The sequence below is a fragment of the Methylobacterium brachythecii genome, from assembly GCF_014196345.1.
GTDB lineage: Bacteria > Pseudomonadota > Alphaproteobacteria > Rhizobiales > Beijerinckiaceae > Methylobacterium > Methylobacterium brachythecii.
The window spans coordinates 74,462-93,726 of record NZ_JACIDN010000011.1 but is presented as its reverse complement, the minus strand read 5'-3'; the positions used below and the strand labels follow the sequence as shown (position 1 = coordinate 93,726).

Here is a 19,265-nt window from a genome sequence, read left to right as displayed (position 1 = left end):
ATCCTCCCGTCCGTCCGGGGCTATCGCGGCCCGCTTACTTCTTGTCGTGCGAGTGACCGTGGGCGTGCCCGTCCTTGTCGGAATGGGCCGGCTTGCCGTCCTTGCCGACCTCGCGGGCCTCGCTCGTGCGCGGATCGTCGCGATGGGCCGGGCCACCCGCGACGCCGCCCGTGTTCGGCACGGACCGCTCGGGGTTGTTCGCGTTCCCGTGTCCGTCCTCGGCGGCGAAGGCGGGAGCCGAGAGGCTCGCCAGCAGGCCGGCGGCGAGAAGGGCGGCGATGGTACGCTTCATGGTCTTGGTCTCCAGGGTTCGGCGGCCGGCGCGGCCGCTTCGAGACCTGAGATAGCGACCCCGTTTGACACCCGGACGCCCGGTTCGTGACGAAGTGTGTCAGCGACCGGCGCGCGGCAGGCAGATCCGGACCCTCAGGCCGCCTTCCGGTCGAGTGGCCATGGCGATGCTCCCTCCCTCCGCCTCGACGATCCGGCGTGCGATGGTCAGGCCGAGGCCGGTCCCGCCCGTGTTGCGGTTCCTCGACGCTTCCAGCCGGGTGAACGGCTCGAAGGCGCGCGCGACCTCGTCGGGCGCGATGCCGGGACCGTCGTCGTCGACCGTCAGCAGGAGCTCTTCCGGATCGACGGCGAGGGTGATGCGGGCGGAGGTCCCGTAGCGCACGGCGTTGTCGACGACGTTGTCGAGCGCGCGTCTCAGGGCCACCGGGCGGACCGTCGCGAGGGCGCGGCCTGGACCCGCATAGTTGACGTCGCGGCCCGCATCCGACGACGCGTCGGCGATGCTCATGAGGACGCTCGCGACGTTGGTCACCTGGCGTGGCTCGGGATCGGCGTCGCCCCGAAGGTACGCCAGGGTCGAATCGACCATGGCCTGCATGTCCTCGAGGTCCGAGCCCATCGCCCGGGTCTCGTCGTCCTCGGGCAGGCCGTCGAGCCGAAGGCGAAGCCGCGCGATGGGGGTGCGCAGGTCGTGCGAGACGGCGGCCAGGGCCTGGGTCCGCTCCGTCAACAGCCGATGGATGCGGTCCTGCATCGCGTTGAGGGCCCGGGCGATCCCGCGGGTCTCGTCGGGGCCGGCCTCCCGCACGGGGACGACCCTTCCGTGCCCGATCTCCCCCGTGGCTCGTGTGAGGTCGCGTAGCGGCCCGGCGATCCGGTGCATCAGGACGACGGCCGCGACGCCGACGAGGATGGCCATCGCCGTCGCGAGGTAGGCCCACGATCCGAGCCGGGCGAGGCCGGGGGCATGGGCCGAGCGGAAGGTCAGGAAGCTCCCGTCGGCCAGCGCGAGCGCGCCCCCCAGGTCCTCCTGGTGGACGGCCTCGTCCCCGCCGCCCATCGCCAGGGCGAGCCCGGGTCCGAGGCCGGGCTCCAGGGAGAGCATCCGGGCTCGCAACGACCACAGGCCTGGGTCGGCCGCCTCGTCCTGGCGCAGGGGCGAGGTCGCCGACCACCCTAGCTCGAAATGCGGGGACGACAGGGCCTTCGCCTCCGCGTCGCGTTCGGGCGGGGGGCGTCGAAGCACCGCCTCGCGAGCCAGGGTGAGCTGGTTGGCGACCTGCCGCGCGAACGCATCGTCCGCCGCGGCGGTCGCGGATTGCCGATAGAGAAGCAGCGCCCCGCCATGGACGGCGAGGATCGCGAGGAGCAGGACGGCGACGGTGCGGGCTTCGAGGCTGCGGGCCAGGGGGGCGAGGCGGCTCACGCGCGCTCGACCTTCGAGGCGAGCATGTAGCCGGCCCCGCGCACGGTCTTGATGACCGGAGGATGGCCCTCGGGCGGTTCCAGCTTGCGCCGCAGGCGGCTGACGAGTGTGTCGACGCTGCGGTCCGTCGCCGACCCGAGCCGGCCGCGGGACAGTTCGAGGATCATCTCGCGGCCGAGGACGCGGCCGGGATGTTCGAGAAACATGAGGAGCAGGTCGTACTCCGCACCGGACAGATCGACGCCCGCCCCCTCCGGATCGTGGAGCGACCGGCTTCGCAGGTCGAGCCGCCATCCGGAAAAGGAAAGGCACTCCGCCTTCGGAGCGGCGAGGGGCGACGGTGCGATGGCGGAGCGACGAAGGACGGCACGGACACGCGCAAGCAACTCCGGCCGTCCGAACGGCTTGGCCACGTAGTCGTCGGCGCCGAGCTCAAGCCCGAGCACGCGGTCGGCTTCCTCGTTGCGGGCGCTGACCATGATCACCGGTACCGTGCTTTTCGCCCGCAACGCCCGGAGCAGGTCGAGGCCGGAGGCGCCGGGCAGCATCACGTCGAGCAGCACGAGATCGACGCCGCCGGTCGGCAGCAGCCGCCAGAACTCGGCTCCGCTCCTGCAGCCCGTGACGCGGTATCCACTTTCGCGGAGCAGGCGGGTGACGAGCATGCGCAGGCCGTCGTCGTCCTCGACGAGGAGGATGTGCGCGGTGTCGCCGGCCGGCGGGATCGTCTCGATTTGCGGGAGCATGGGAATTCCTTCCGCTCAGGCGACGGCCTGATCGAGCATGAGCAGCAGCAGGAAGCCTGCGAAGAACATCGCGGTGACCCAGGGCCGGTCCTCGGTTTCGTGCGCCTCGACGAGGAGCTCCTCGGTGACGAGGTAGAGGAGCGCGATCAGGCCGAAGGACAGGAAGCCGGCCTGGACGGGCGTGGACAGCGTGGAGACGGGGCCGCCGAGAAGGGCTCCCAACGGCAGGAGGACGACCAGGGCAGCCGTCAGGCCGACGACCTTGGCCTTAGACGCGCCGGTTTCCCCGAATTGGGTCGCGACCGTCAGGCCAAGGAACAGGACCTCGATGGTCAGGGCGACGGTGAGCAGCATGCCGGCCTTGGCACCGGCGGCGAAGGCGATGCCGAGGACGAGGCCGTCGACGAGGATGTCGATGCCGGTGACCGCCATCAGCCCGACCGGTCCCTTCGCCCGCTTGCCGAGGCTCTTGACCAGCAGCATCGCGAAAACGCCCAGCGCGCCTCCGACGAGGGTCGCCCACGGTGAGCCGGCATGCTTGAGGTCGGGCAGGATTTCCCCCGCCGCCGCCGCGAAGACCACGCCCGCCGCGAAATGCTGGATCGCGCTGACCAGGACGGCGCCCGGCCGGAGGTTCACCGCGACCGCGGCGCCGACGATGGCGGCCGCGGCGGGGATCAGGGTGTAGGCCCAGGCCTGCATGTCGGGCTCAGACCACGTGGTCGGGAGCGAGGGCGCAGGGGGTGTCCGCGCTCGTCTCGACCTGCAGGGTGGTGTGGCCGATGCCGAACCGCTCCTTGATCCCTTTCGCCGCCGTCATGAGGAAGGCGTCGTCCGGACGGCCGCCCGGCATCACCAGGTGCGCCGTCAGGCAGGTCTCGGTGGTGCTCATCGCCCAGACGTGCAGGTCGTGCAGGGCGGCGACCCCGGGCAGTCCTTCGAGGTGGCTTCGGACCGCGTCCGGGTCGATGCCCGGCGGGACGGCGGCGAGGGACAGCGTGAGGCTGTCGCGCAGGAGGCCCCAGGTGCTCCAGACGATGACCGCGACGATGGCGAGGCTGACGACGGGATCGAGCCACGTCCAGCCGGTGTAGAGGATCACGAGGCCGGCGATGACCACGCCCGCCGAGACGGCGGCGTCGGCGGCCATGTGCAGGAAGGCGCCCTTGATGTTGATGTCGCCCTTGGCGCCCGAGGCGAACAGCCAGGCGGTGATGCCGTTCACCAGGATGCCGACCGCGGCGACGATCATCACGGTCTTGCCGGCGACCGGGGCGGGCTCGCCGAAGCGCTGGATCGCCTCCCAGGCGATGGCGCCGACCGCGACCAGCAGGAACACCGCGTTGAACAGGGCCGCCAGGATCGACGAGCCCTTCATCCCGTAGGTGTAGCGCGCGCTCGGGGCGCGCTTGGCCAGAACCATGGCGACCCACGCCACGACGAGGCCGAGCACATCCGAGAGGTTGTGGCCGGCGTCTGCCAGCAGGGCGACGGAATTCGAAAGGACGCCGTAGGTCGCCTCGACGGCGACGAAGCCGACGTTCAGGGCGATGCCGATGGCGAACGCCTTTCCGAAGCTCGCCGGAGCGTGCGCGTGGCCCGGTCCATGGGAATGCCCGGCATGGCCGTCTGACCCGTGGGCCTCGTGATCGTGTCCTGCGTGTGCGTCGTGCGATGCCATGTTGGTCCTGTAACGGTCGTCGGGATTGTTCGGGGGCTCACTTGGCCGGCGCGGAAAAGGTCGCGACGGTGCCCTCCCGATGCTCGGCCCAGGCCTGCCGGAGGATCTGGACGGACGAGGTCAGGAAGATGCCGGCCATCACGGCCGCCACGATGAGGTCGGGCCAGGCCGTGGCGGTGCCCCAGACGCCGAGCGCCGCGACCATGACGACGACGTTGCCGATGGCGTCGTTGCGCGAGCACAGCCAGACCGAGCGCACGTTGGCGTCGCCGTCCTTGTAGCGGCGCAGGAGTAGGACCGACCCGAGGTTCGCGGCCAGCGCCATCACGCCGATCACGCCCATGACCTCGGCCTTGGGCACGCCGAGGACCATCGTCTGGTAGACGGTGCTGCCTAACACCCAGAGCGCCATTAGTAACAGGGACGCCCCCTTGAACAGGGCCGCCTTCGACCTGACGGCCAGGGAGGCACCGATCACGGCGAGGCTCAGTCCGTAGGTCACGGTGTCGGCGAGGAAGTCGAGGGCGTCGGCCTTGAGCGCCTGCGATCCGGCGATCTGTCCGGCCACCATCTCGATCACGAACATCGCGCCGTTGATGCCGATGACGGTCCAGAGGACCGCCTTGTAGCGCGGGTCGACGCCGTCGAAGACAGGCACGCCGCCGGAGCAGCAAGAGCCGCCGGCGGGGGCGTGGTCGAGTGTCTGCGCGGGGGCGCCGGACGGCGTGGAGCGGCACGGGTCGGCCTTGGTCGTACCGCAGCAATGCTCGCTCATCACGTCTCCTTCCCAACGGTCGGAGGCGACGCTACAACCTCTAGCGGCTAGAGGTGCAAGCGGAAAAATCATGGACATTGCAATTGGGGAGTTGTCCCGTCGGACCGGCGTAAAGGTCCCGACGATCCGGTACTACGAGCAGGTTGGGCTGATGCCGGTCCCGCCTCGGACGGCTGGGTCGCAGCGCCGCTACAGCTCGGCCGAGGTGTCCCGCCTGAACTTCATCCGCCACTCCCGCGAGCTCGGCTTCGAGGTCGACGCCATCCGGGAGTTGCTGACGATGAACGCGCACCCGGACCGGTCCTGCGCCGACGTCGACCGGATCGCACGTCGCCACCTGGCCGAGGTCGAGCGGCGGATAGAGCGGCTCGCGGCGTTGCGGGGGGAGCTGAACCGGATGCTCTCCGATTGCGGCCAGGGGCGTGTCGGCGAGTGCCGGGTCATCGCGGTCCTCTCCGACCACGGGCAATGCGACGACGACGGGCATCGGGGCGAGCCGCATGCCCGTCTCCTGTGACGTGGCCGGCAACGGCGACGCCCGCGTGAGGCTGCGAACGTGTTTTAGGATCAAGGTTCCGTCATTGTCCGGTTCAGTTGGGGGCATCGGCAAGGCAGAGATCGTCAAGACCGACTTCTGGTCCGACATGCCGGGCAGCGGTGCATCCATAGCGCCGAGAAGGACGGTCACGCCTAACATCGAAGTACGGTGAAAGTGGGCAGCATGTCGCTGCATAGGCTACCTCCGTAGGTCGGGCTCCACACCACCAATGGCGTTAGGACGCATCACCATCCCCATGGCCCCATCCCCATGGCCCCATCCCCATAGCCCCATCCCCATAGCCCCATCCCCATAGCCCCATCCCCATGGCCCCATCCCCATGGCCCCATCCCCATGGCCCCATCCCCATGGCCCCATCCCCATGGCCCCATCCCCATGGCCCCATCCCCATGGGGCACTAGGGCAGGCCCCATGGGGATGGGGCCTCATGGCATCGCCTAACGAGGCTTACTGGAGTGGCTCGCGAGGGAGCACGACACCACGGCGACCCATCGGTGTCGCGAAAGGTCATGGAGCAACAACAATGACTTGGCCTAGGGGGCGGTCATATGATTTCAGGACCGATGCCATGGGGACCTGCAAGCATGCTCCATGGGGATCGGCCGCGCCCATCGGGATGGCTTGCCTCATGACAATTGGTGCGGCGCGTTATCCTTGGCGCCTGTACCGCAAAATTCCATGAGCCCTGAACACGGAGGTAACTGTCACAATGATTTTCCCCAAACCGGCGCTGCCTTCCCTCTGCAGGCTCCTTAAGTGTCCCACTTTCGCATATCGGTAAAAAGCCTTCTGTTAGGGTAGGCGACGGAGCGCGGATGTCAGGTGAGCTCTAATCCCGACGCCTTCGACCGTGTGCGGATCCTGGCCTATAGCTGGGTGACCAAGCACGGCCTGGATGAGGCCGGCCTCAGGGCTGAGCTCTCAAAAGACATGGCCAAGCTCATGCACCGGCCCGGTTTCGACTTGACTGAAATCGAGGCCACCACGATCGTCGAGAGCGTCGTGCGATGGACGCTCGATAATTTCGAGCCACGCCGCAGTGCGAAGGGGCGGCGCTCCCGGTTCAATCGCCAGCTTGAGGCGAGCTTGCTAGTTATGATGGCCGATGAGCTCAACGGCAGGCGATCGATCAAGCGACGGCGTGCCGGATCGGTGCGATCGCTCGCTCGCAAGACCGGCCTGAGCAAAAGCAAAATTAGCCGCATTTTAAAGGCGGATCGCGCCCGGCGGGATGCCAAGGCACTCCGGATGTCTCTCAGCCCGACTGCACGTAGCGTGCTTGAGGTGTTGGAGGCTTCATTGCCAAGCAGGGGCTACGGGATCATCCAGATCCAACAGGTCAGCGCCATCCTTTGGGGCGACGGGCCGGTCGCTAGAACAACAGCCCTGATGAGGCAGAAGCGTCTGGCTGATGCTTTGAAACATATTATAGCGGCCGGATTAGATATAAGCGTTCAATTATTTGAAAAAATCCCAATGATAGCAGCAATATCGCGTGGAGATCATTGGAAATCAATGTCTGATCTGCATCTAGACATCGATTTGGCCCGATCGCACTCAAAATTTATGACCATTCCTGACGTTGTCATACGATCACGGCTAGGTCCGGTATGGGGATCAAAAGAGGGCCGCGAAGTGATGGCGGCCTATAGGATTGCATTTAACATTTTTGAGTGGGACGATCTACAATCCCTATTTGAAGCCTGCGGTTTTACTTTAGAAATTGTTTCACCTCTTCATATTATTGATTTCTTGTATCATAATCAGAGCAGAGATATTGAAGTTCTGCCATATAAAATGGCGGACGCTGCTCGATGGATGTATGTTTCACATGAAAATGCACGCATACTCAAGTTATACTCATCTTTACTGAAGGATCTTAGTGCGATAGGAAGAGACGGCAGGGCCAATCTCGTCGTCGAACGAGTGATTGAGGTAAGCAACTGGCAGGCACGATTAGAGATGAGGAGTGATCCCGCCTCCATAGAGCGGTTCAAGGAACTACGCGCGAAGGCAATTAAATTTATATCCTTCGAGGATTACTTTGAAGAAATCGAGCGGACCGCCGCGTGCCACAAACGAGGGCGTCGACCGGTTCGAGGAATGCGGATGTGAAGATATATTTATCTTGTTTTGTATCGGCGATGTCGCGCGGGTCCGACAGAATGGTGGTCGGATTTTCGGCTAGATACGTTTTCAACTTTAGCCATTGGCTGCCCATGCAATCGTTGCTGACGACGACAACTTTAATTTACGCATGTCGTATTATATTGTTGAATAGCGCTGGACGGAGCGTCTTCCGAGCAGCGTAGCGTCAGCGCTATTCACTCTAAGTGCTTTGCATGATGTGCCGGAAGCTGAGCGACGTCGCGGCTCTTGAGGACCACGATCCAGCCGAGCTAATCTGGATCACTGATGTCGTCGAAGTTCGGACGGGCGATATTTGCATCGTCACGGTCGTGCTGTTTTGCGGAGGACCCAAGTGGGCTCGCATCCGAGAATGCGCGACCGCCGGTCCCGGCCAAGGCGACAGTCCTGTGGCACGCCGTCCTCGACAAATGGGCGGCAGGCGTGTCCGACACCCTGATCGGCACGGACCTGGGCGCGGCGGCGTCGCACGTATCCGCGATCCTGCATGAGGCCCGTCGGCGCGGGGATCCGCGAGCGGGCTACCGCTACGCCGTCGCCGGCCGGGTCCGCCTGTCCGCCCCGCCCGCGCCGCCCCCGGCGGCAGAGCCCATCGTTGTCGATGCGCCCCGGGCCGCGCTGCTGCGCGCGGTCAAGGCCGCAATGGGATCCGCGGACGAGCACCAGGCGCGCAAGGCCGCGATACTCGACGCATGGGCCTGCGGCATGGACGCGCCCACCATTGGTTCGATCCTTGAGATGCGGTGGAGGACGGTAACGTTGATCGTCTCCCGCGCCCGGGCCAAGGGCGACCCCCGCGCCCATCGCCGCCAGCACGACTGCCGTGACGGCCTGTCGGTCGCCTATCGCGTCACGCTGGACCGCCTCGACTGGCGCTACGGCGTCACCGCCTCGATCCCGGAGCTCCACCCATGACGCGCCGTGAGTACGTCGTCGATGTCTGGCTGCCCGAGCACGCGGTCTGGCTGACGCTCGCGTGCGCGGTACATTGCGTCGTGACCGCGCCGGACGTCCCCGGGGCCGGGGCGCAGGCGCTCGCGTGGCTCGGGGCCGCGGCGTTCTGGGGAGGCTTCCTCGTAGTCCTGCGCGGGCTGACGTGGAGCCCCTGGCGCGAAGAGACGCCAGGGGCAGGCAATCGTGACAACGTTGTCCCGATCCGCCCCGGCCCCGACCGGACCGCGTAAATGGCACCTAGCGGGCAGTCGCTTCCCGGGCAGCCCGTGCGGCCGCGGAGCGGGCACGGATAGCCCCGGCTTCGGTTCGGTGCTCGACGTTCCGCCACCACCACCGCCGGTGCCAGAGCCACCAGGTCATCCGTACGGGCTCCGCCAGGACGGCCGCCTCGGCCGCGTCGGCCCGCTCCTGGGGCGTCATCGCCCCCCGGCACCTGCTCAGCCCATTCGCCCTCGCGATGGCGTCGTACGCGTCGACATAGAACGCCTGCCAGACCTGCTCCCGCTCGCCGTCGGCGTAGAGGCGTCCCGTCCGTCGCAGGACCGGGTCCATTGGCGCGACCGCTTCGAGGGCCGTCCGCAGGGCCCTAATCTGGGCAAGGCGACCAGCGTCATGCGCGGCCGCCTCGGCCCTCGCGACCGCGAGCTCGTGCGCAAGATCGACTGCGCGCTGCTCCCATTCGCCCGCGGCCGCCCGCTCCCGCCTGACGGCCTGCCCGTACGCTTGCGCGCGCAAAATCCGCTCACAATCGAGCATCGCCCCCTCCTGTCCGGCCCGAAAAGCGAGCCCTGGAAGGAGTCTAGCGGAGGCACGCGAGGGGCGAATCCCCCGTCGCGCACGGAGACCAGGGACAACCTCCGACCGGCCGTAAAATAGTTTACGGACCCCTCTTGCGATCCGACGCAGTCACCGTAATATTCTTTACAGGGACGGACGAGCCGCTCCCGGGAGACCGAAAATGACCCAGCCGAACACCACCACCCAGACCGCCCCCGCCGCCGAGATCCACTTCGATGCCCTCGCCGGCATCCACGGCGATGCCGAGGCCGAGGCCTACCAGGCGGCCTGCGCCGCCGCCGAGCCCACCCTGACCTTCGACCCGCTCTTCGGTCTCGACGACGCCTGAGACCAGCGCCGGGGCCTCCGGGCCCCGGCTCTCCGCTCCAACGACGCCAGGCAGAACGCCATGCACCCCGAAAGCCTCGATGCCCTCGGAAAGGCCCTCTACGGGCCTCGCTACGTCAGCGCCTTGGCGGAGGCTCTCTCCAGGCACGCGCCCCAGCCCGTCCAGCCGCCGCACGTGACGATGTGGGTGAAGGGCCAGCGCCGGATCCCTGACTGGGTCGGGGCCGCCGCCTTCCGCGTCGCCGAGCGCGGCCGCGAGGAGCTCCGGGAGCGCGCCGAGGCCGTCCGGCTCATCCTCGCGTCCCCCTTCGACCACGGCATGCCGTCCCTGCCGCCGTCCGACTGACCGCCGCCGGGTGTGTGCGATCCGCGCACACACCCCGACCTCCCGCCGGCGTCCCTAATCGGGGACGCTCGCCGGGGGCCGACCCGGCCACCCACGCACCCCCAGCGGGTCCCCATGAACGCCGGCGCGGCCGGCACGCCGAGAGACAGACACCATGAGCAAGCCGACCACCGACACCGCCGACATCGCCGCCCTGATCGAGGCCGCCGAGGCCCGCGCGACCTGCAAGATGGGCATGGCCAATGCCAGGTCCCGCTTCCTCGTCCGTCTCGCCCGCGAGGACGCGGAGGCCCTGGGGATCTGCGACTGCCTGAGCCTCTGCGTGCTGGAGCGTCACGGCACCGTCGACCTCGTCTACTCCGTCTCCAATCCGGCAGGGCTCACCGCCTCCGACTACCGCGAGATCTCGGACGAGCCGGCCGAGCCAGACGCGCAGGAGCGGACCGTCGCATACGCGCGCCGCAACCCCATCGGTGCCGCCCTCGACCTGCTCCGTGTCGACCTGGAGCGCCGCGCCGCCTGACCACCCGCCGGGGCCTCGCGCCCCGGCCTCGATCCGGACGCCCGCCGGCATGGGCGTCCCGACCGGGGCCGGCATCCCCGCCACCCACCACCCACCAGGAGACAGACAGGTGCCTATCCGGACCGCCACGACGTTCACGCCGCTGCTCGACGGGCTCAAGGAGTTGCCCGGGCCTCTCGCCGAGTACCGTCTCTGCACCTTGGAAATGGGCCTCGTCGCCGTCCGCCGGTCGCAAGATCCGGCCCTGCCGAGCGCCACGCGCCACTCGTACTCGCGGCTCGCCGCGCACCTCGCGACGCTGTCCGAGAGGCTGCACCTGCTCGCTCGCGGCGGCTACGAACTCCACCAAGCCCACGATTTCATGACGTCCCTGCGGCGCGCCGGCGAGGACCTCGACGTCGAGGAGTACGAGCGCGCCGCCCGGCACGCGTACCACTACGCGTGCCTGCTCCCGGGCGGCCTGGAGCCGGAGCCTGAGCCGGCGACCCCGCCGGCGCGGATCCCGGCGCCGTGCCCCGCGCCTGCCGGCCTGGTCGACGTCGGCTGGGGCCTCCTTTCCCGGCAAGAGGCCGCCGCGGCCGCCGCGGAGTGGGAGGCACGCCATGAGTGAGACCACCTCTCCGCCCGACGACAGCGACCTGTCGACCGCCGCGGCGTTCATGGCGAACTGGGCCGCCCGCCGCCAGGCTCAGTCGGCCGACAACGCTGCACCTGCGCACGTCGCCGGGATCCGGGAAACCCGCCTGCTCCGGAGCATCGCGCCCCACCCGGTGGCGACCGCGGCCGCGCTCCCGTCGCGGCTCCGGCGCCTCCTCGTGCTCGCCGCCGACGGCGTCGCCGGCCGCGGCGTCCCGGTTTGGGGGCTGATGGGCGTCACCGGCCGCCCGGAGGCCGACGTCGTCGCGGACGTCGACACGCTGTGCCGGCGCGGGCTCGTGACGTTGACGCTGCCGCCGGACGACCTGGACATCGAGGCCCGGCCCACCGTGTTCGGGCACCGCGTCGCGGCCGCCATCGTCTCGACGAGGATTTTCTGATGGCCGCTCCCCGTACTCGCGAGGAGGTCATGGCGCACCTCGCCCGCTCCCGGGCCGCCTACCAGGCCGCCCACGGGGGCGACGCTCCCCGGCCCGAGCGGGTGTACCGGCACGCCCTCCCGGCCGGCGAGCGCCGGCACCAGGTCGGCGGTAACGGCGCGCCGTTGAGCCCGGCGGAGGCCCTCGTGCGGCTCGGCGAGGCGGCCTACGGCGAGCGGTGGAAGACCGAGCTCGCCGCCGATCTCGGGCTATCCGTCCGGACGATCCACCGTATGGCCGACGGCGAGACGCCGGTTTGGCCGGACGTCCTCGCTAGGCTCAGGCTCGCCATGGAGCGCCACGTCGCCCGTGTCGCCCTCGCGATGGTGACGCTGGAGGCCTCCGTGGCTGACGCGAAGGAAGACATCTGATGCCCTGCCGCCGCCCTGATCCCCGCCAGACCTCCCTCGCCGATCTCCTCGACCTGACGCTTGCCCCGGCGCCCGTCCTGTCTCCCCTGGAGGCCTTGGTCGAGGCCGGCATCATCCGGAACGTCCACCTGTGCTCCGGCGGACATATCCCGGATCCTGACCAGCCATTTATGCCCCGGTCGCTGTGCTTCCCGGTTGCGTACATCAAGACCTGGTACGATCCCGAGCCGCGCCTCTACCTGAACACGCCGGCCTGCGCCGACATTCCCCTTGTGCAGCGAGTGGAGGCAGTCACCGGCATGCGGGCGGTCTGGGATCCGCGCGCAGCCAATGGGCAGTGGCACCATGCCATAGACCTCGCCAGTGACGCGGACTGGCGCCGGCTCGCGTCCTCGATGGCGCACACTACGGTCGAGGCAGTGGAACAGGCCGTCGGGCTCAAGCTCACGTGGGGCGAGCTCTCCGTGGCGAACGCCCGGGCCCTGCTCGCGGCCATTGGGTCGGTCGAGCCCGACGGCCGGAGCGCGGCCGAGTGGGACGGTATCTCGCCTGGCACCAGCGGGGGCATCTCGTGCCTCCCGCGCGGTGCATGGTGGGCTGTGCACGGGCTTGAGGACGGCTGGTACCGTCCGTAGAAGAAGGGTCGCGGTGAGACGCTCACGTCCGCCGGCTGGGCCCGCATCGGGCGGACACCGCCGGCAGCTATGGGCAAGCGGCCCCGGAAAGAGGCCGCTTAGGCCGTCCACCTGGCGTTCGACTGATACGGGATCCCCCAGATATCCAGCGGCCCCCCCGGCATCGCGATCGGTTGCCGGTGGCGGATCGCGTCGATGCGGTCCGCCAACGCCTCGTTTCGGTCCCGCGGCATGAGCCTCAAGCGGGCTCGGAGACGCGCGGCGCCGGGGCGAGCCGCGAGACGGTCGAGTGCACGCTCGTGAGCACTCCCGTCTGATCGTCCACCGTCTGCGTGAGCTCCCCCAGCGCCTCCAAGAGCGACTTCTCCGCGGGCGTCTCGTCCGGAGCCAGGGCACTGATGAGCGCCTCCAGGAGCCTGCGCTGCGCCGCCTGCTCCGCGATGATCCGGTCCAGCCTGTCGTCCATTTCCATCTCCATGTGTCTGTAGGGTGAGCCCGGCGAGCCGCTCCTTCACGGCGGCTGCGGGAATGCGTGTGCCGTCCTCGCGGCGCGCGGCCGCACCGACGAGCCTCGTCGCGAGGTGCGCCGTGCCGGTGCCGTCCACGACGACGGCGCCGGACCGGCCCTCGCGGAGGTCGAGGCCGCGGGCCCGGAGCGCGGCGAGGAAAGACGCGCCGTCGTCGCTTGCCCGCCAGGCCGCAAGCGTCGCCGTGCGCAGGTCGTCAAGGCGGACGCCGGTCCTTTCCTGAATGAGGCGCTCCTGCGGGCTGAGCGCCGCGACTGGACGCTCGGCGTCGAGCGTGCCGGAGGCGACGAGCCAGTCTGCGACGTCCGTGCGGCCCTCCCGGCGAAGGGTCGCCTCGATCAAGCGCGCGTGCTTGGACGGGACCGCGGGCGCGCCGTGCTCGAACTCGACGATGCGGGAAATCTTCTCTCGCCTGGCGAAATCGTGCCGCAGGTCGATGACGCGGCCGTCGGGGCGGACGAGGCCGTAGACCCGGTGCTCGTGCCGGCGGTCGTGCTTGAAATGTTCGGCGCCGCAGTAGGGCTGCTGCCCGAGGCCAAACTCGCGCTCGAAAAGCTCCCACCACCGCCGCCTGGCCCCCGCGTTGTCCGCGATGGCGTCCTCGGGATTGCAGTGGCAATGGTAGATGGGCTCGGCGGTCCTGCCCCCGAGGGACATGGCGACGAGCTCGCGGATCTGGCCCTTCAGGTCGGGTGACCCGAGGCCGCGCGGGACGATGACCGCGACTTCGTCATTCTCCGGCTTAACCAAGTGCTTCGCGAGCGCGTCGCCCTCGCCGCGGCCGCGCATCGCGCCGGAGATCATGGCCGCCTCCCGGCCGGGACGGGGCTCCTGCAACGCTCGGCGAGGGCGTCCTCGTCGCACGCCGGCGAGACCCTGCCCGGGCACCAGCGCGAGGCCGCGATGGCCGCCTCGCGCGCAGTAAAGACCCGCACCGGCTTGGCAGGATCGTCGGGCACGAGGGCCCAGCGCTGGACGCTCATGCCGACCTCGCGTTGAGGCCGATGACGATGGGCATGACCGCACCGCGGATGCGGTCGAGACCCGCCTTGATCTCGTCCGCATTGACGGTCGAGCGGCTGAGGGGCTCGTACAGCGCGCCTAGGTCGCGCAGGGCACCGGCGAGCACCGCCTGCTCCTCGGGCGGGATCCGCGGCCGGGGGCCCGAGGCGGCGTCCACGGCGCTTTCCAGGCCGAGGGCATCGAGGGCGCGAAGCCGGAGCCACGCGCTGTCCGACACGCCTTCCGCCGCGGCGGCCTTGGCGATCCTGCCGCGGAGGTCGGAGGAGAGCTTCACCCCCAGCACGGACGGCAGGGGGCGCTTCACGGGGTCCACGGGGCGGAGCCCCTGGTCAGCAACGACCGCCGGAGCGGGCGTTCTGGCGGGGCACGGTTGCCCCGCCATGGCTGGCTTAACCCTACTTTCCGTCTGTCGGGGCAACGCCCCCGGAACAACCGTCGTATCCAGCATCGCTCCCTCCCTCAACGCTTGGGGCCGGCCGGGGCCACAGGCTCCGGCTCGTCATCCTCGGGGCCATCCTTCCTGCCATCGGTCGGCCCCTTGGGAGGCACCACCGCGCCCGGGATCGTGGAGGCAGCCGTGCCGCCCTGGCCCGCCTGGCCTCCCTGGCGCCGCGTGAGCCGCGCGAGGCGGTCGGCGTGGAGCTTCGCGATCAGGTTCTGCACGTCGCCGGGGATCACCAGACCGGCCGGCTCAGGATCCCCGACGCGCCGGGCGTCCGCCTGCGCCTTGAGGAGAGCGACCCACGCGCGGTCCCATCCCTCTGCGTCGGTCTGGGCACGCGCGAGGAGGTCGGCGCGGTACGCCGCCGTCCTGACGCGGTCGGTGATGCGATCGTCGCCGAGAATGGGCGTCTGGATGCCAGCGAGACGGCAGGCGCGCAGGTATTCGAGGGTCTCGGCACCCACGCCGGCCTCGGCTGCCGCGAGCTCCTCGGGGGAGAGGACGCGGTTGCCCGAGTGGTGACGCACGACGCGGCGGACTGCGACGGCAAACCGGCGGTCGGCGTCCGCCTGGCGCTGCGCGGCCGCTTCCTCGGCGCGGGCGGCGAGGCGCTCTTGCATGGCGCTGCGCTCGTCGTCCGTGAGCCTGGGCGCGGGGGCGGCGACGACGGGCTTGGAAACCGGCGCGACCCGGCGCCGGGACGGCGGCCGCGGGGGCGGAGCCTTGGTGAAACCGATGATCGAGAGGAGCGAGGTCAGCATGACGAGGTCCAGTTTTGCGTTGTCCCGACATGGATTGTCCGGCCGCCGCTCGCCGTCACAACAGTCATTTTCGGACCGCACGGGGCCTCGTCTCGTAGGGGCCTCGCGGAAATCTGCGCCGGCCCCCGCCACACCCGGTCGCATCCCGCCCCACGGGGGGTTGCAGGGCGCCTTGAGCCCGGATGGCGACGAATCGGTCTGCGCACAGCCGGGTCGAGGGCCTCGAAACCGAGGCCGACGCTGGGCTCTCGGGGCACCGGAGAGCCCGCTGTCGGACCCCGAGGGCCCACTGTCGGTACCTGGAGATGAACAAATATTCAGGAAGCCGAGGCCCTGGCGGCGGTGGGCGGCGGGGGTGACCCTGTCCCGGTCACCCCCGGAGGCCCCATGCGGTACATCAACGAGTTGCCTGCCAACGCCATCACGCAATTCCTCGCTCAGCGGGAGGCCGCGATGTGCGGCGACCGCACCGCGCAGGAGCATCTGACTGTTCTCGACGGGGCGTACTGGGGTGCGCCCTCGGCCGACCTGTTCGACGTCCTCGCGGTCGAGATTGGGCGCGGCCGGCGTGGAGCGGATGGCGGCCGAAGGACGGCCGCGCTCATTGCCCTGTTCGGGGAGGAGGACGTCCCCGAGGTCGTCAGGCTGTGCAACGACGTCTTCGAGGAGGTCGAGACGCAGAACGCCAGCCGGCTGTCGCGCATCGTCAGGCGCATCAACAACCACAAGTCCAGCCCCGCCGATCTCGCCTGGCTCCTCGTCCAGGCGGAGGCCCTGACGGACGATCTGATCCTGACGGCGTCGCCGTTCGAAGGCGATCAGGACGGAGCCGAAGAGCTCCGCCGCCAGGTCGTGCGGGCGCGCAAGCCCTGGGTCTGCCACTGGACCCGGCGGCCCATCACCCTCGGGGAGAGGCACCTGGCCATCGTCGAGCGCTACGACGGGAAGGTGCTGACCACCCGGCACAGCCTTCTGTCCGTCTACCTCGACGTCGCCGGCGAGGACCCTGCGGCCGCCATCGAGCTCGCCCCGGCCGAGCACCGGAGGGCGGCATGACGGACCCCCGCGAGCTCCGCGAGCATCGAGACGAGGTCCTCTCCCGCCTGGCGGAGGGCCCCATCCACACCCGATTTCACGCGGTCAACGAGGCCTTGGAGGAGGTCCGGGAACGCCGCCGGGGCGAGGGCAACCGCAAGGCGCGCCGGGCGGCCGCGGCGAAGGCGAGGAGGCGGGGATGACTGACTTTCGCGAGGACACCCCTCTCCGCCGGGCCATCGTCACGGCTTGGGCCCTGCACGAGGGGTACACGGTCCGAGCGACGACCTGGTATCCCGAGTGCGAGGGCATCGAGGCGTGGGCGTGGGACGATCCCAACGGGACTGAGGTCGGCGAAAGCACCGGGGACCATACATTCCTGCCGGAGATGCCCGACGCCCTATTCGAGAAGTTGAACGCCGAGTGCCGCTGGCGGGGACTGTGGTGATCTCGGCCCCGGCCCCCCTCACGCGCTGCGCAGTGCCCTACTGCCGGGGATACACCCGGCTCGCCAGGCGTGTCCGGTACGGTAGCTACCTCTGCTATCGGCACCAGTGTGTCGTGCCGGACGACGTCTGGAATGACCAAGGCGAAACCCATCGGGAGCGGCGCGCTTGGTGGGCGCGCTGCGTCGAGGTCGCCGTCGAGCGGGCGCTCTAGGGCCGAGGCCTCCACTCGCCTCGCTTCGCCGGGTCACTCCGATCCTCGCCGCCGTCCTCGATGGCGACGCACGGGACGTCACCCTGCCACTGCATGCAGTAGAGAGAGAGCCGCTCCAGGATCGCCTCGCAGGACATCAATGGCCGGCAGTACATGTGCGTCGTCCCGCCCGCCACGAGGCCGCAGGCCTCCAGGAGAGGCGCCGTCGACCGCCGCCCGATGACCGCCCGGCACGAGGGCTGCCACTCGATGGCCTGGTGCGCGAGGGCGTAGGTCCGCGCCTTCAGATACGCCGCCCGGTACTCGGTGACCGGGCCCTTCGTGTAGCCGCCGGCCGCGGCCGCCGAGGTCGATAGGATGAGGGCGATGAGGGCGGCGCGCATGACTGTCTCCAGGTAGGGAGTAAGGGCCCCGGGGTCACCGGGGCCCGATTGCTCAGGCCGCCTCGGCCATTTGGGACTGGAGGCTGGTGAGGTACCCGGCTGCCCGGGAGGCCGCGCTCGCGGCGGTGAAGATCGCCTTGGGGTCGGACTTCAAGAGCTTGATCCAGGACCCGATGTAGCTCGCGTGCGTGGGGTGCGGCTCGGCCTCCAGCCCGAGCTCCGCCATCAGGAAGGCGCTCCCCAGTTCGGCGACGAGTTCCTCCGCGGCGTAGGCCTGCGTGCGGAACCTTCCGGTCAGGTCCCGGTCGAGGCGTCCCTTGGCTCCCGACCAGTGCGTCAGCTCGTGCGCCATCGTGCTCGCGTACCCGTGTGCGGTGGGGAACCGCTCGCGGGGCGGCATCACGATCCGGTCCTCGCTGGGCTGGTAGAAAGCGGCGTCGCCCCCGTGGATCACCCGCGCTCCGGTGCGGCTCACGAACCCGTCGAAGATCTCGGGCAGGGTCCACTCCGAGGCGGGCAACGGCTCCCCAGCCGACGGCGCGCCCTCCACCTGCGCGGCGTTGAAACCGTAGCTCGCCCGGGCAACGAAGCGCCTCCGGCTGTCCTCAGAGCCTTCGGCGGCGTCGTACTCCTTGAAGAACACGATGATGGTGCTGCGCTCGCCCTTCCGGACCTGTGCACCAAGTTCCGACCATTGCTTGTACGTCGCCCAGCGCGTGTCGCCGTAGCCTGCGGCCTGCTCGGCGCACCAGAGCATGAGAGTGTTGACCCCGCGGTACGCCTTGCCGGTCTTGGCGTTGACCGGGAGTGAGCCGCCGGTGCGGTGCCAGGGGCAAGTCCAGGTGCCGGTCTCGCCAGCTTCGAGGGTCTTGATGATCGCGTCGGTTACTGTCTGGTGGACGTCGAAGGCCATGTCGCTCTCCCGTCGGGCCGCCCAACGCGGCCTCGTGGGGAGGCCTGGAGACGGCCGGGAGCGACCCGCACGCGCAGCGCGGGAACGGAGTGGACGACCCCGATAGGGGTTGCGGGGACCAGCGACGGCTGTCGTATGACCCCCCAATCGAGAGGCCGTGTGGAGCCGGTAGGGAAGCCTGTGGCTCGGGCCGCCTGTCAGGAATTCGTGCCAGCGCTCAACCGATGCAGTCGGTCACGGGCAGGTTGTCGCCGTCCCCGTCCGCGCGCGTGTTCTGCCTCGGGCCGCCTGACCGCTGGGGGGCCCGACGGTCCTCGTGCACGAAGCTCTTGAGGAATTGCAGCTGCCGCTCCAGCGACGCCATGGCCGCCGTACTCACGGGGGGCACGTGAGAGCCAGATCCCCGATGCACCTGCGCCCACAGCTTGATCGCCCTAAGGAGCTCCCGACGCGGCTCCGGGACGTCCGGGAGGTCGAGCGCCTCCCAGCAGAGCGTGTCGAGCCCGCCGGCACGGGTGGAGAGGTCGTCTTTGGGGTGTGCCATGCTCCCCGGCGTAGCGCCCGGGGGTTGCCACCGGGTTGACGCGACCGGTTAACGGGCCACGAGGGCGGCCGCCTGCGCCCTGAGACTGATCGCCTGCCGCTCGCGGGCGGAGGCCTCCCCCTCCAAAAGAGCCACGACGGCACCGCGCACCCACCCGGGCACCGGTCGTTCGCCGGATGCCCAGCGCCGGACGAGACGGTCGTCGATGCTGTCGCGGGCACCGTCCGGGTGGAGAGGGCCGAGCCCCCTCGCAAGGGGGCGCTGCCAGTCGTCGCCGTAGAGGAGCCGGGCTGCGGCGGAAAGGTGGTCGATGTCCAT

28 protein-coding genes and 1 pseudogene are annotated in these 19,265 nt (G+C 69.4%); 13 read left to right on the top strand and 16 right to left on the bottom strand.

The window, feature by feature from the left end:
* Nucleotides 1-34: 34 nt before the first annotated feature.
* From GGR33_RS23770 to GGR33_RS23745, 6 genes are all read right to left on the bottom strand, one after another.
* Complete coding sequence (locus GGR33_RS23770) at nt 35-292, bottom strand: hypothetical protein (protein ID WP_183512494.1); 258 nt, start codon at nt 290-292, stop codon at nt 35-37.
* Nucleotides 293-391: 99 nt separating this feature from the next.
* Nucleotides 392-1,720: an ATP-binding protein gene (locus tag GGR33_RS23765; protein WP_183512489.1), complete on the bottom strand. Its 1,329-nt coding sequence runs from the start codon at nt 1,718-1,720 to the stop codon at nt 392-394.
* Nucleotides 1,717-2,466, bottom strand: a complete 750-nt coding sequence (locus GGR33_RS23760) for a response regulator transcription factor (protein WP_183512478.1) — start codon at nt 2,464-2,466, stop codon at nt 1,717-1,719. Before GGR33_RS23760 ends, GGR33_RS23765 begins: the two co-directional genes overlap by 4 nt.
* A gap of 15 nt (nt 2,467-2,481) precedes the next feature.
* A complete protein-coding gene (locus tag GGR33_RS23755) occupies nt 2,482-3,168 on the bottom strand; it encodes a ZIP family metal transporter (protein WP_183512473.1) in 687 nt (228 codons plus the stop codon).
* A gap of 7 nt (nt 3,169-3,175) precedes the next feature.
* Nucleotides 3,176-4,147 carry a cation diffusion facilitator family transporter gene (locus tag GGR33_RS23750; RefSeq protein WP_183512467.1) on the bottom strand — a complete coding sequence of 324 codons (972 nt, stop codon included), beginning with the start codon at nt 4,145-4,147 and terminating at the stop codon, nt 3,176-3,178.
* A 37-nt stretch (nt 4,148-4,184) separates the two neighbouring features.
* On the bottom strand, nt 4,185-4,922 hold the full coding sequence (locus GGR33_RS23745; RefSeq protein WP_183512461.1) for a cation efflux transmembrane domain-containing protein: 738 nt from the start codon (nt 4,920-4,922) through the stop codon (nt 4,185-4,187).
* Between the two features lie 70 nt (nt 4,923-4,992).
* Between GGR33_RS23745 and GGR33_RS23740 the strand changes: the two genes are divergently transcribed.
* The 4 genes from GGR33_RS23740 (at nt 4,993) to GGR33_RS23725 (ending at nt 8,813) form a co-directional block, all read left to right on the top strand.
* Nucleotides 4,993-5,439 carry a MerR family transcriptional regulator gene (locus GGR33_RS23740; protein ID WP_183512456.1) on the top strand — a complete coding sequence of 149 codons (447 nt, stop codon included), beginning with the start codon at nt 4,993-4,995 and terminating at the stop codon, nt 5,437-5,439.
* Nucleotides 5,440-6,303: 864 nt separating this feature from the next.
* Nucleotides 6,304-7,596 carry a hypothetical protein gene (locus GGR33_RS23735; protein WP_183512451.1) on the top strand — a complete coding sequence of 431 codons (1,293 nt, stop codon included), beginning with the start codon at nt 6,304-6,306 and terminating at the stop codon, nt 7,594-7,596.
* A 456-nt stretch (nt 7,597-8,052) separates the two neighbouring features.
* Complete coding sequence (locus GGR33_RS23730; RefSeq protein ID WP_183512449.1) at nt 8,053-8,544, top strand: hypothetical protein; 492 nt, start codon at nt 8,053-8,055, stop codon at nt 8,542-8,544.
* The gene (locus tag GGR33_RS23725) at nt 8,541-8,813 is read left to right on the top strand and encodes a hypothetical protein (protein ID WP_183512448.1); all 273 of its coding nucleotides are present in this window, start codon (nt 8,541-8,543) and stop codon (nt 8,811-8,813) included. The genes GGR33_RS23730 and GGR33_RS23725 overlap by 4 nt, the downstream gene beginning before the upstream one ends.
* 7 nt (nt 8,814-8,820) lie before the next feature.
* Here the strand turns inward: GGR33_RS23725 and GGR33_RS23720 are convergent, their stop codons facing one another.
* Nucleotides 8,821-9,318: a hypothetical protein gene (locus tag GGR33_RS23720; RefSeq protein ID WP_246413429.1), complete on the bottom strand. Its 498-nt coding sequence runs from the start codon at nt 9,316-9,318 to the stop codon at nt 8,821-8,823.
* Between the two features lie 223 nt (nt 9,319-9,541).
* Here GGR33_RS23720 and GGR33_RS23715 point away from each other — a divergent pair, with 223 nt between their 5' ends.
* The 7 genes from GGR33_RS23715 (at nt 9,542) to GGR33_RS23685 (ending at nt 12,659) form a co-directional block, all read left to right on the top strand.
* Nucleotides 9,542-9,709, top strand: a complete 168-nt coding sequence (locus GGR33_RS23715; RefSeq protein ID WP_183512446.1) for a hypothetical protein — start codon at nt 9,542-9,544, stop codon at nt 9,707-9,709.
* 60 nt (nt 9,710-9,769) lie between these two features.
* Complete coding sequence (locus tag GGR33_RS23710) at nt 9,770-10,054, top strand: hypothetical protein (protein WP_183512444.1); 285 nt, start codon at nt 9,770-9,772, stop codon at nt 10,052-10,054.
* 154 nt (nt 10,055-10,208) lie between these two features.
* Complete coding sequence (locus tag GGR33_RS23705) at nt 10,209-10,577, top strand: hypothetical protein (protein WP_183512438.1); 369 nt, start codon at nt 10,209-10,211, stop codon at nt 10,575-10,577.
* 109 nt (nt 10,578-10,686) lie between these two features.
* Nucleotides 10,687-11,187, top strand: coding sequence for a hypothetical protein (locus GGR33_RS23700; protein WP_183512433.1), 501 nt, complete (start codon nt 10,687-10,689; stop codon nt 11,185-11,187).
* Nucleotides 11,180-11,614, top strand: coding sequence for a hypothetical protein (locus tag GGR33_RS23695; protein WP_183512428.1), 435 nt, complete (start codon nt 11,180-11,182; stop codon nt 11,612-11,614). Before GGR33_RS23700 ends, GGR33_RS23695 begins: the two co-directional genes overlap by 8 nt.
* Nucleotides 11,614-12,024: a hypothetical protein gene (locus GGR33_RS23690; RefSeq protein WP_183512424.1), complete on the top strand. Its 411-nt coding sequence runs from the start codon at nt 11,614-11,616 to the stop codon at nt 12,022-12,024. Before GGR33_RS23695 ends, GGR33_RS23690 begins: the two co-directional genes overlap by 1 nt.
* Nucleotides 12,024-12,659: a hypothetical protein gene (locus GGR33_RS23685; protein WP_183512420.1), complete on the top strand. Its 636-nt coding sequence runs from the start codon at nt 12,024-12,026 to the stop codon at nt 12,657-12,659. The genes GGR33_RS23690 and GGR33_RS23685 overlap by 1 nt, the downstream gene beginning before the upstream one ends.
* A 238-nt stretch (nt 12,660-12,897) precedes the next feature.
* Here the strand turns inward: GGR33_RS23685 and GGR33_RS23680 are convergent, their stop codons facing one another.
* From GGR33_RS23680 to GGR33_RS23660, 5 genes and pseudogenes are all read right to left on the bottom strand, one after another.
* A complete protein-coding gene (locus GGR33_RS23680) occupies nt 12,898-13,125 on the bottom strand; it encodes a hypothetical protein (RefSeq protein WP_183512415.1) in 228 nt (75 codons plus the stop codon).
* Nucleotides 13,126-13,618: 493 nt separating this feature from the next.
* Nucleotides 13,619-13,843: pseudogene (locus tag GGR33_RS26615) on the bottom strand (relaxase/mobilization nuclease domain-containing protein); the annotation flags it as partial.
* 143 nt (nt 13,844-13,986) lie between these two features.
* Nucleotides 13,987-14,169 (bottom strand): hypothetical protein, encoded by a 183-nt coding sequence (locus GGR33_RS23670; protein WP_183512407.1) that lies wholly within the window; start codon nt 14,167-14,169, stop codon nt 13,987-13,989.
* Nucleotides 14,166-14,522 carry a hypothetical protein gene (locus tag GGR33_RS23665; RefSeq protein ID WP_246413428.1) on the bottom strand — a complete coding sequence of 119 codons (357 nt, stop codon included), beginning with the start codon at nt 14,520-14,522 and terminating at the stop codon, nt 14,166-14,168. The genes GGR33_RS23670 and GGR33_RS23665 overlap by 4 nt, the downstream gene beginning before the upstream one ends.
* A 146-nt stretch (nt 14,523-14,668) precedes the next feature.
* Nucleotides 14,669-15,412 (bottom strand): hypothetical protein, encoded by a 744-nt coding sequence (locus GGR33_RS23660; RefSeq protein WP_183512399.1) that lies wholly within the window; start codon nt 15,410-15,412, stop codon nt 14,669-14,671.
* Nucleotides 15,413-15,799: 387 nt separating this feature from the next.
* Between GGR33_RS23660 and GGR33_RS23655 the strand changes: the two genes are divergently transcribed.
* Both GGR33_RS23655 and GGR33_RS23650 read left to right on the top strand, forming a co-directional pair.
* Nucleotides 15,800-16,468 carry a hypothetical protein gene (locus GGR33_RS23655; protein ID WP_183512394.1) on the top strand — a complete coding sequence of 223 codons (669 nt, stop codon included), beginning with the start codon at nt 15,800-15,802 and terminating at the stop codon, nt 16,466-16,468.
* A gap of 178 nt (nt 16,469-16,646) precedes the next feature.
* Nucleotides 16,647-16,895 carry a hypothetical protein gene (locus GGR33_RS23650; protein ID WP_183512389.1) on the top strand — a complete coding sequence of 83 codons (249 nt, stop codon included), beginning with the start codon at nt 16,647-16,649 and terminating at the stop codon, nt 16,893-16,895.
* Nucleotides 16,896-17,103: 208 nt separating this feature from the next.
* Here the strand turns inward: GGR33_RS23650 and GGR33_RS23645 are convergent, their stop codons facing one another.
* The 4 genes from GGR33_RS23645 to GGR33_RS23630 form a co-directional block, all read right to left on the bottom strand.
* Nucleotides 17,104-17,490 carry a hypothetical protein gene (locus GGR33_RS23645; RefSeq protein ID WP_183512384.1) on the bottom strand — a complete coding sequence of 129 codons (387 nt, stop codon included), beginning with the start codon at nt 17,488-17,490 and terminating at the stop codon, nt 17,104-17,106.
* 52 nt (nt 17,491-17,542) lie between these two features.
* Nucleotides 17,543-18,403, bottom strand: a complete 861-nt coding sequence (locus tag GGR33_RS23640) for an ArdC family protein (protein WP_183512380.1) — start codon at nt 18,401-18,403, stop codon at nt 17,543-17,545.
* A 217-nt stretch (nt 18,404-18,620) separates the two neighbouring features.
* A complete protein-coding gene (locus tag GGR33_RS23635) occupies nt 18,621-18,947 on the bottom strand; it encodes a hypothetical protein (protein ID WP_183512376.1) in 327 nt (108 codons plus the stop codon).
* A gap of 48 nt (nt 18,948-18,995) precedes the next feature.
* Nucleotides 18,996-19,265: a hypothetical protein gene (locus GGR33_RS23630; RefSeq protein ID WP_183512372.1), complete on the bottom strand. Its 270-nt coding sequence runs from the start codon at nt 19,263-19,265 to the stop codon at nt 18,996-18,998.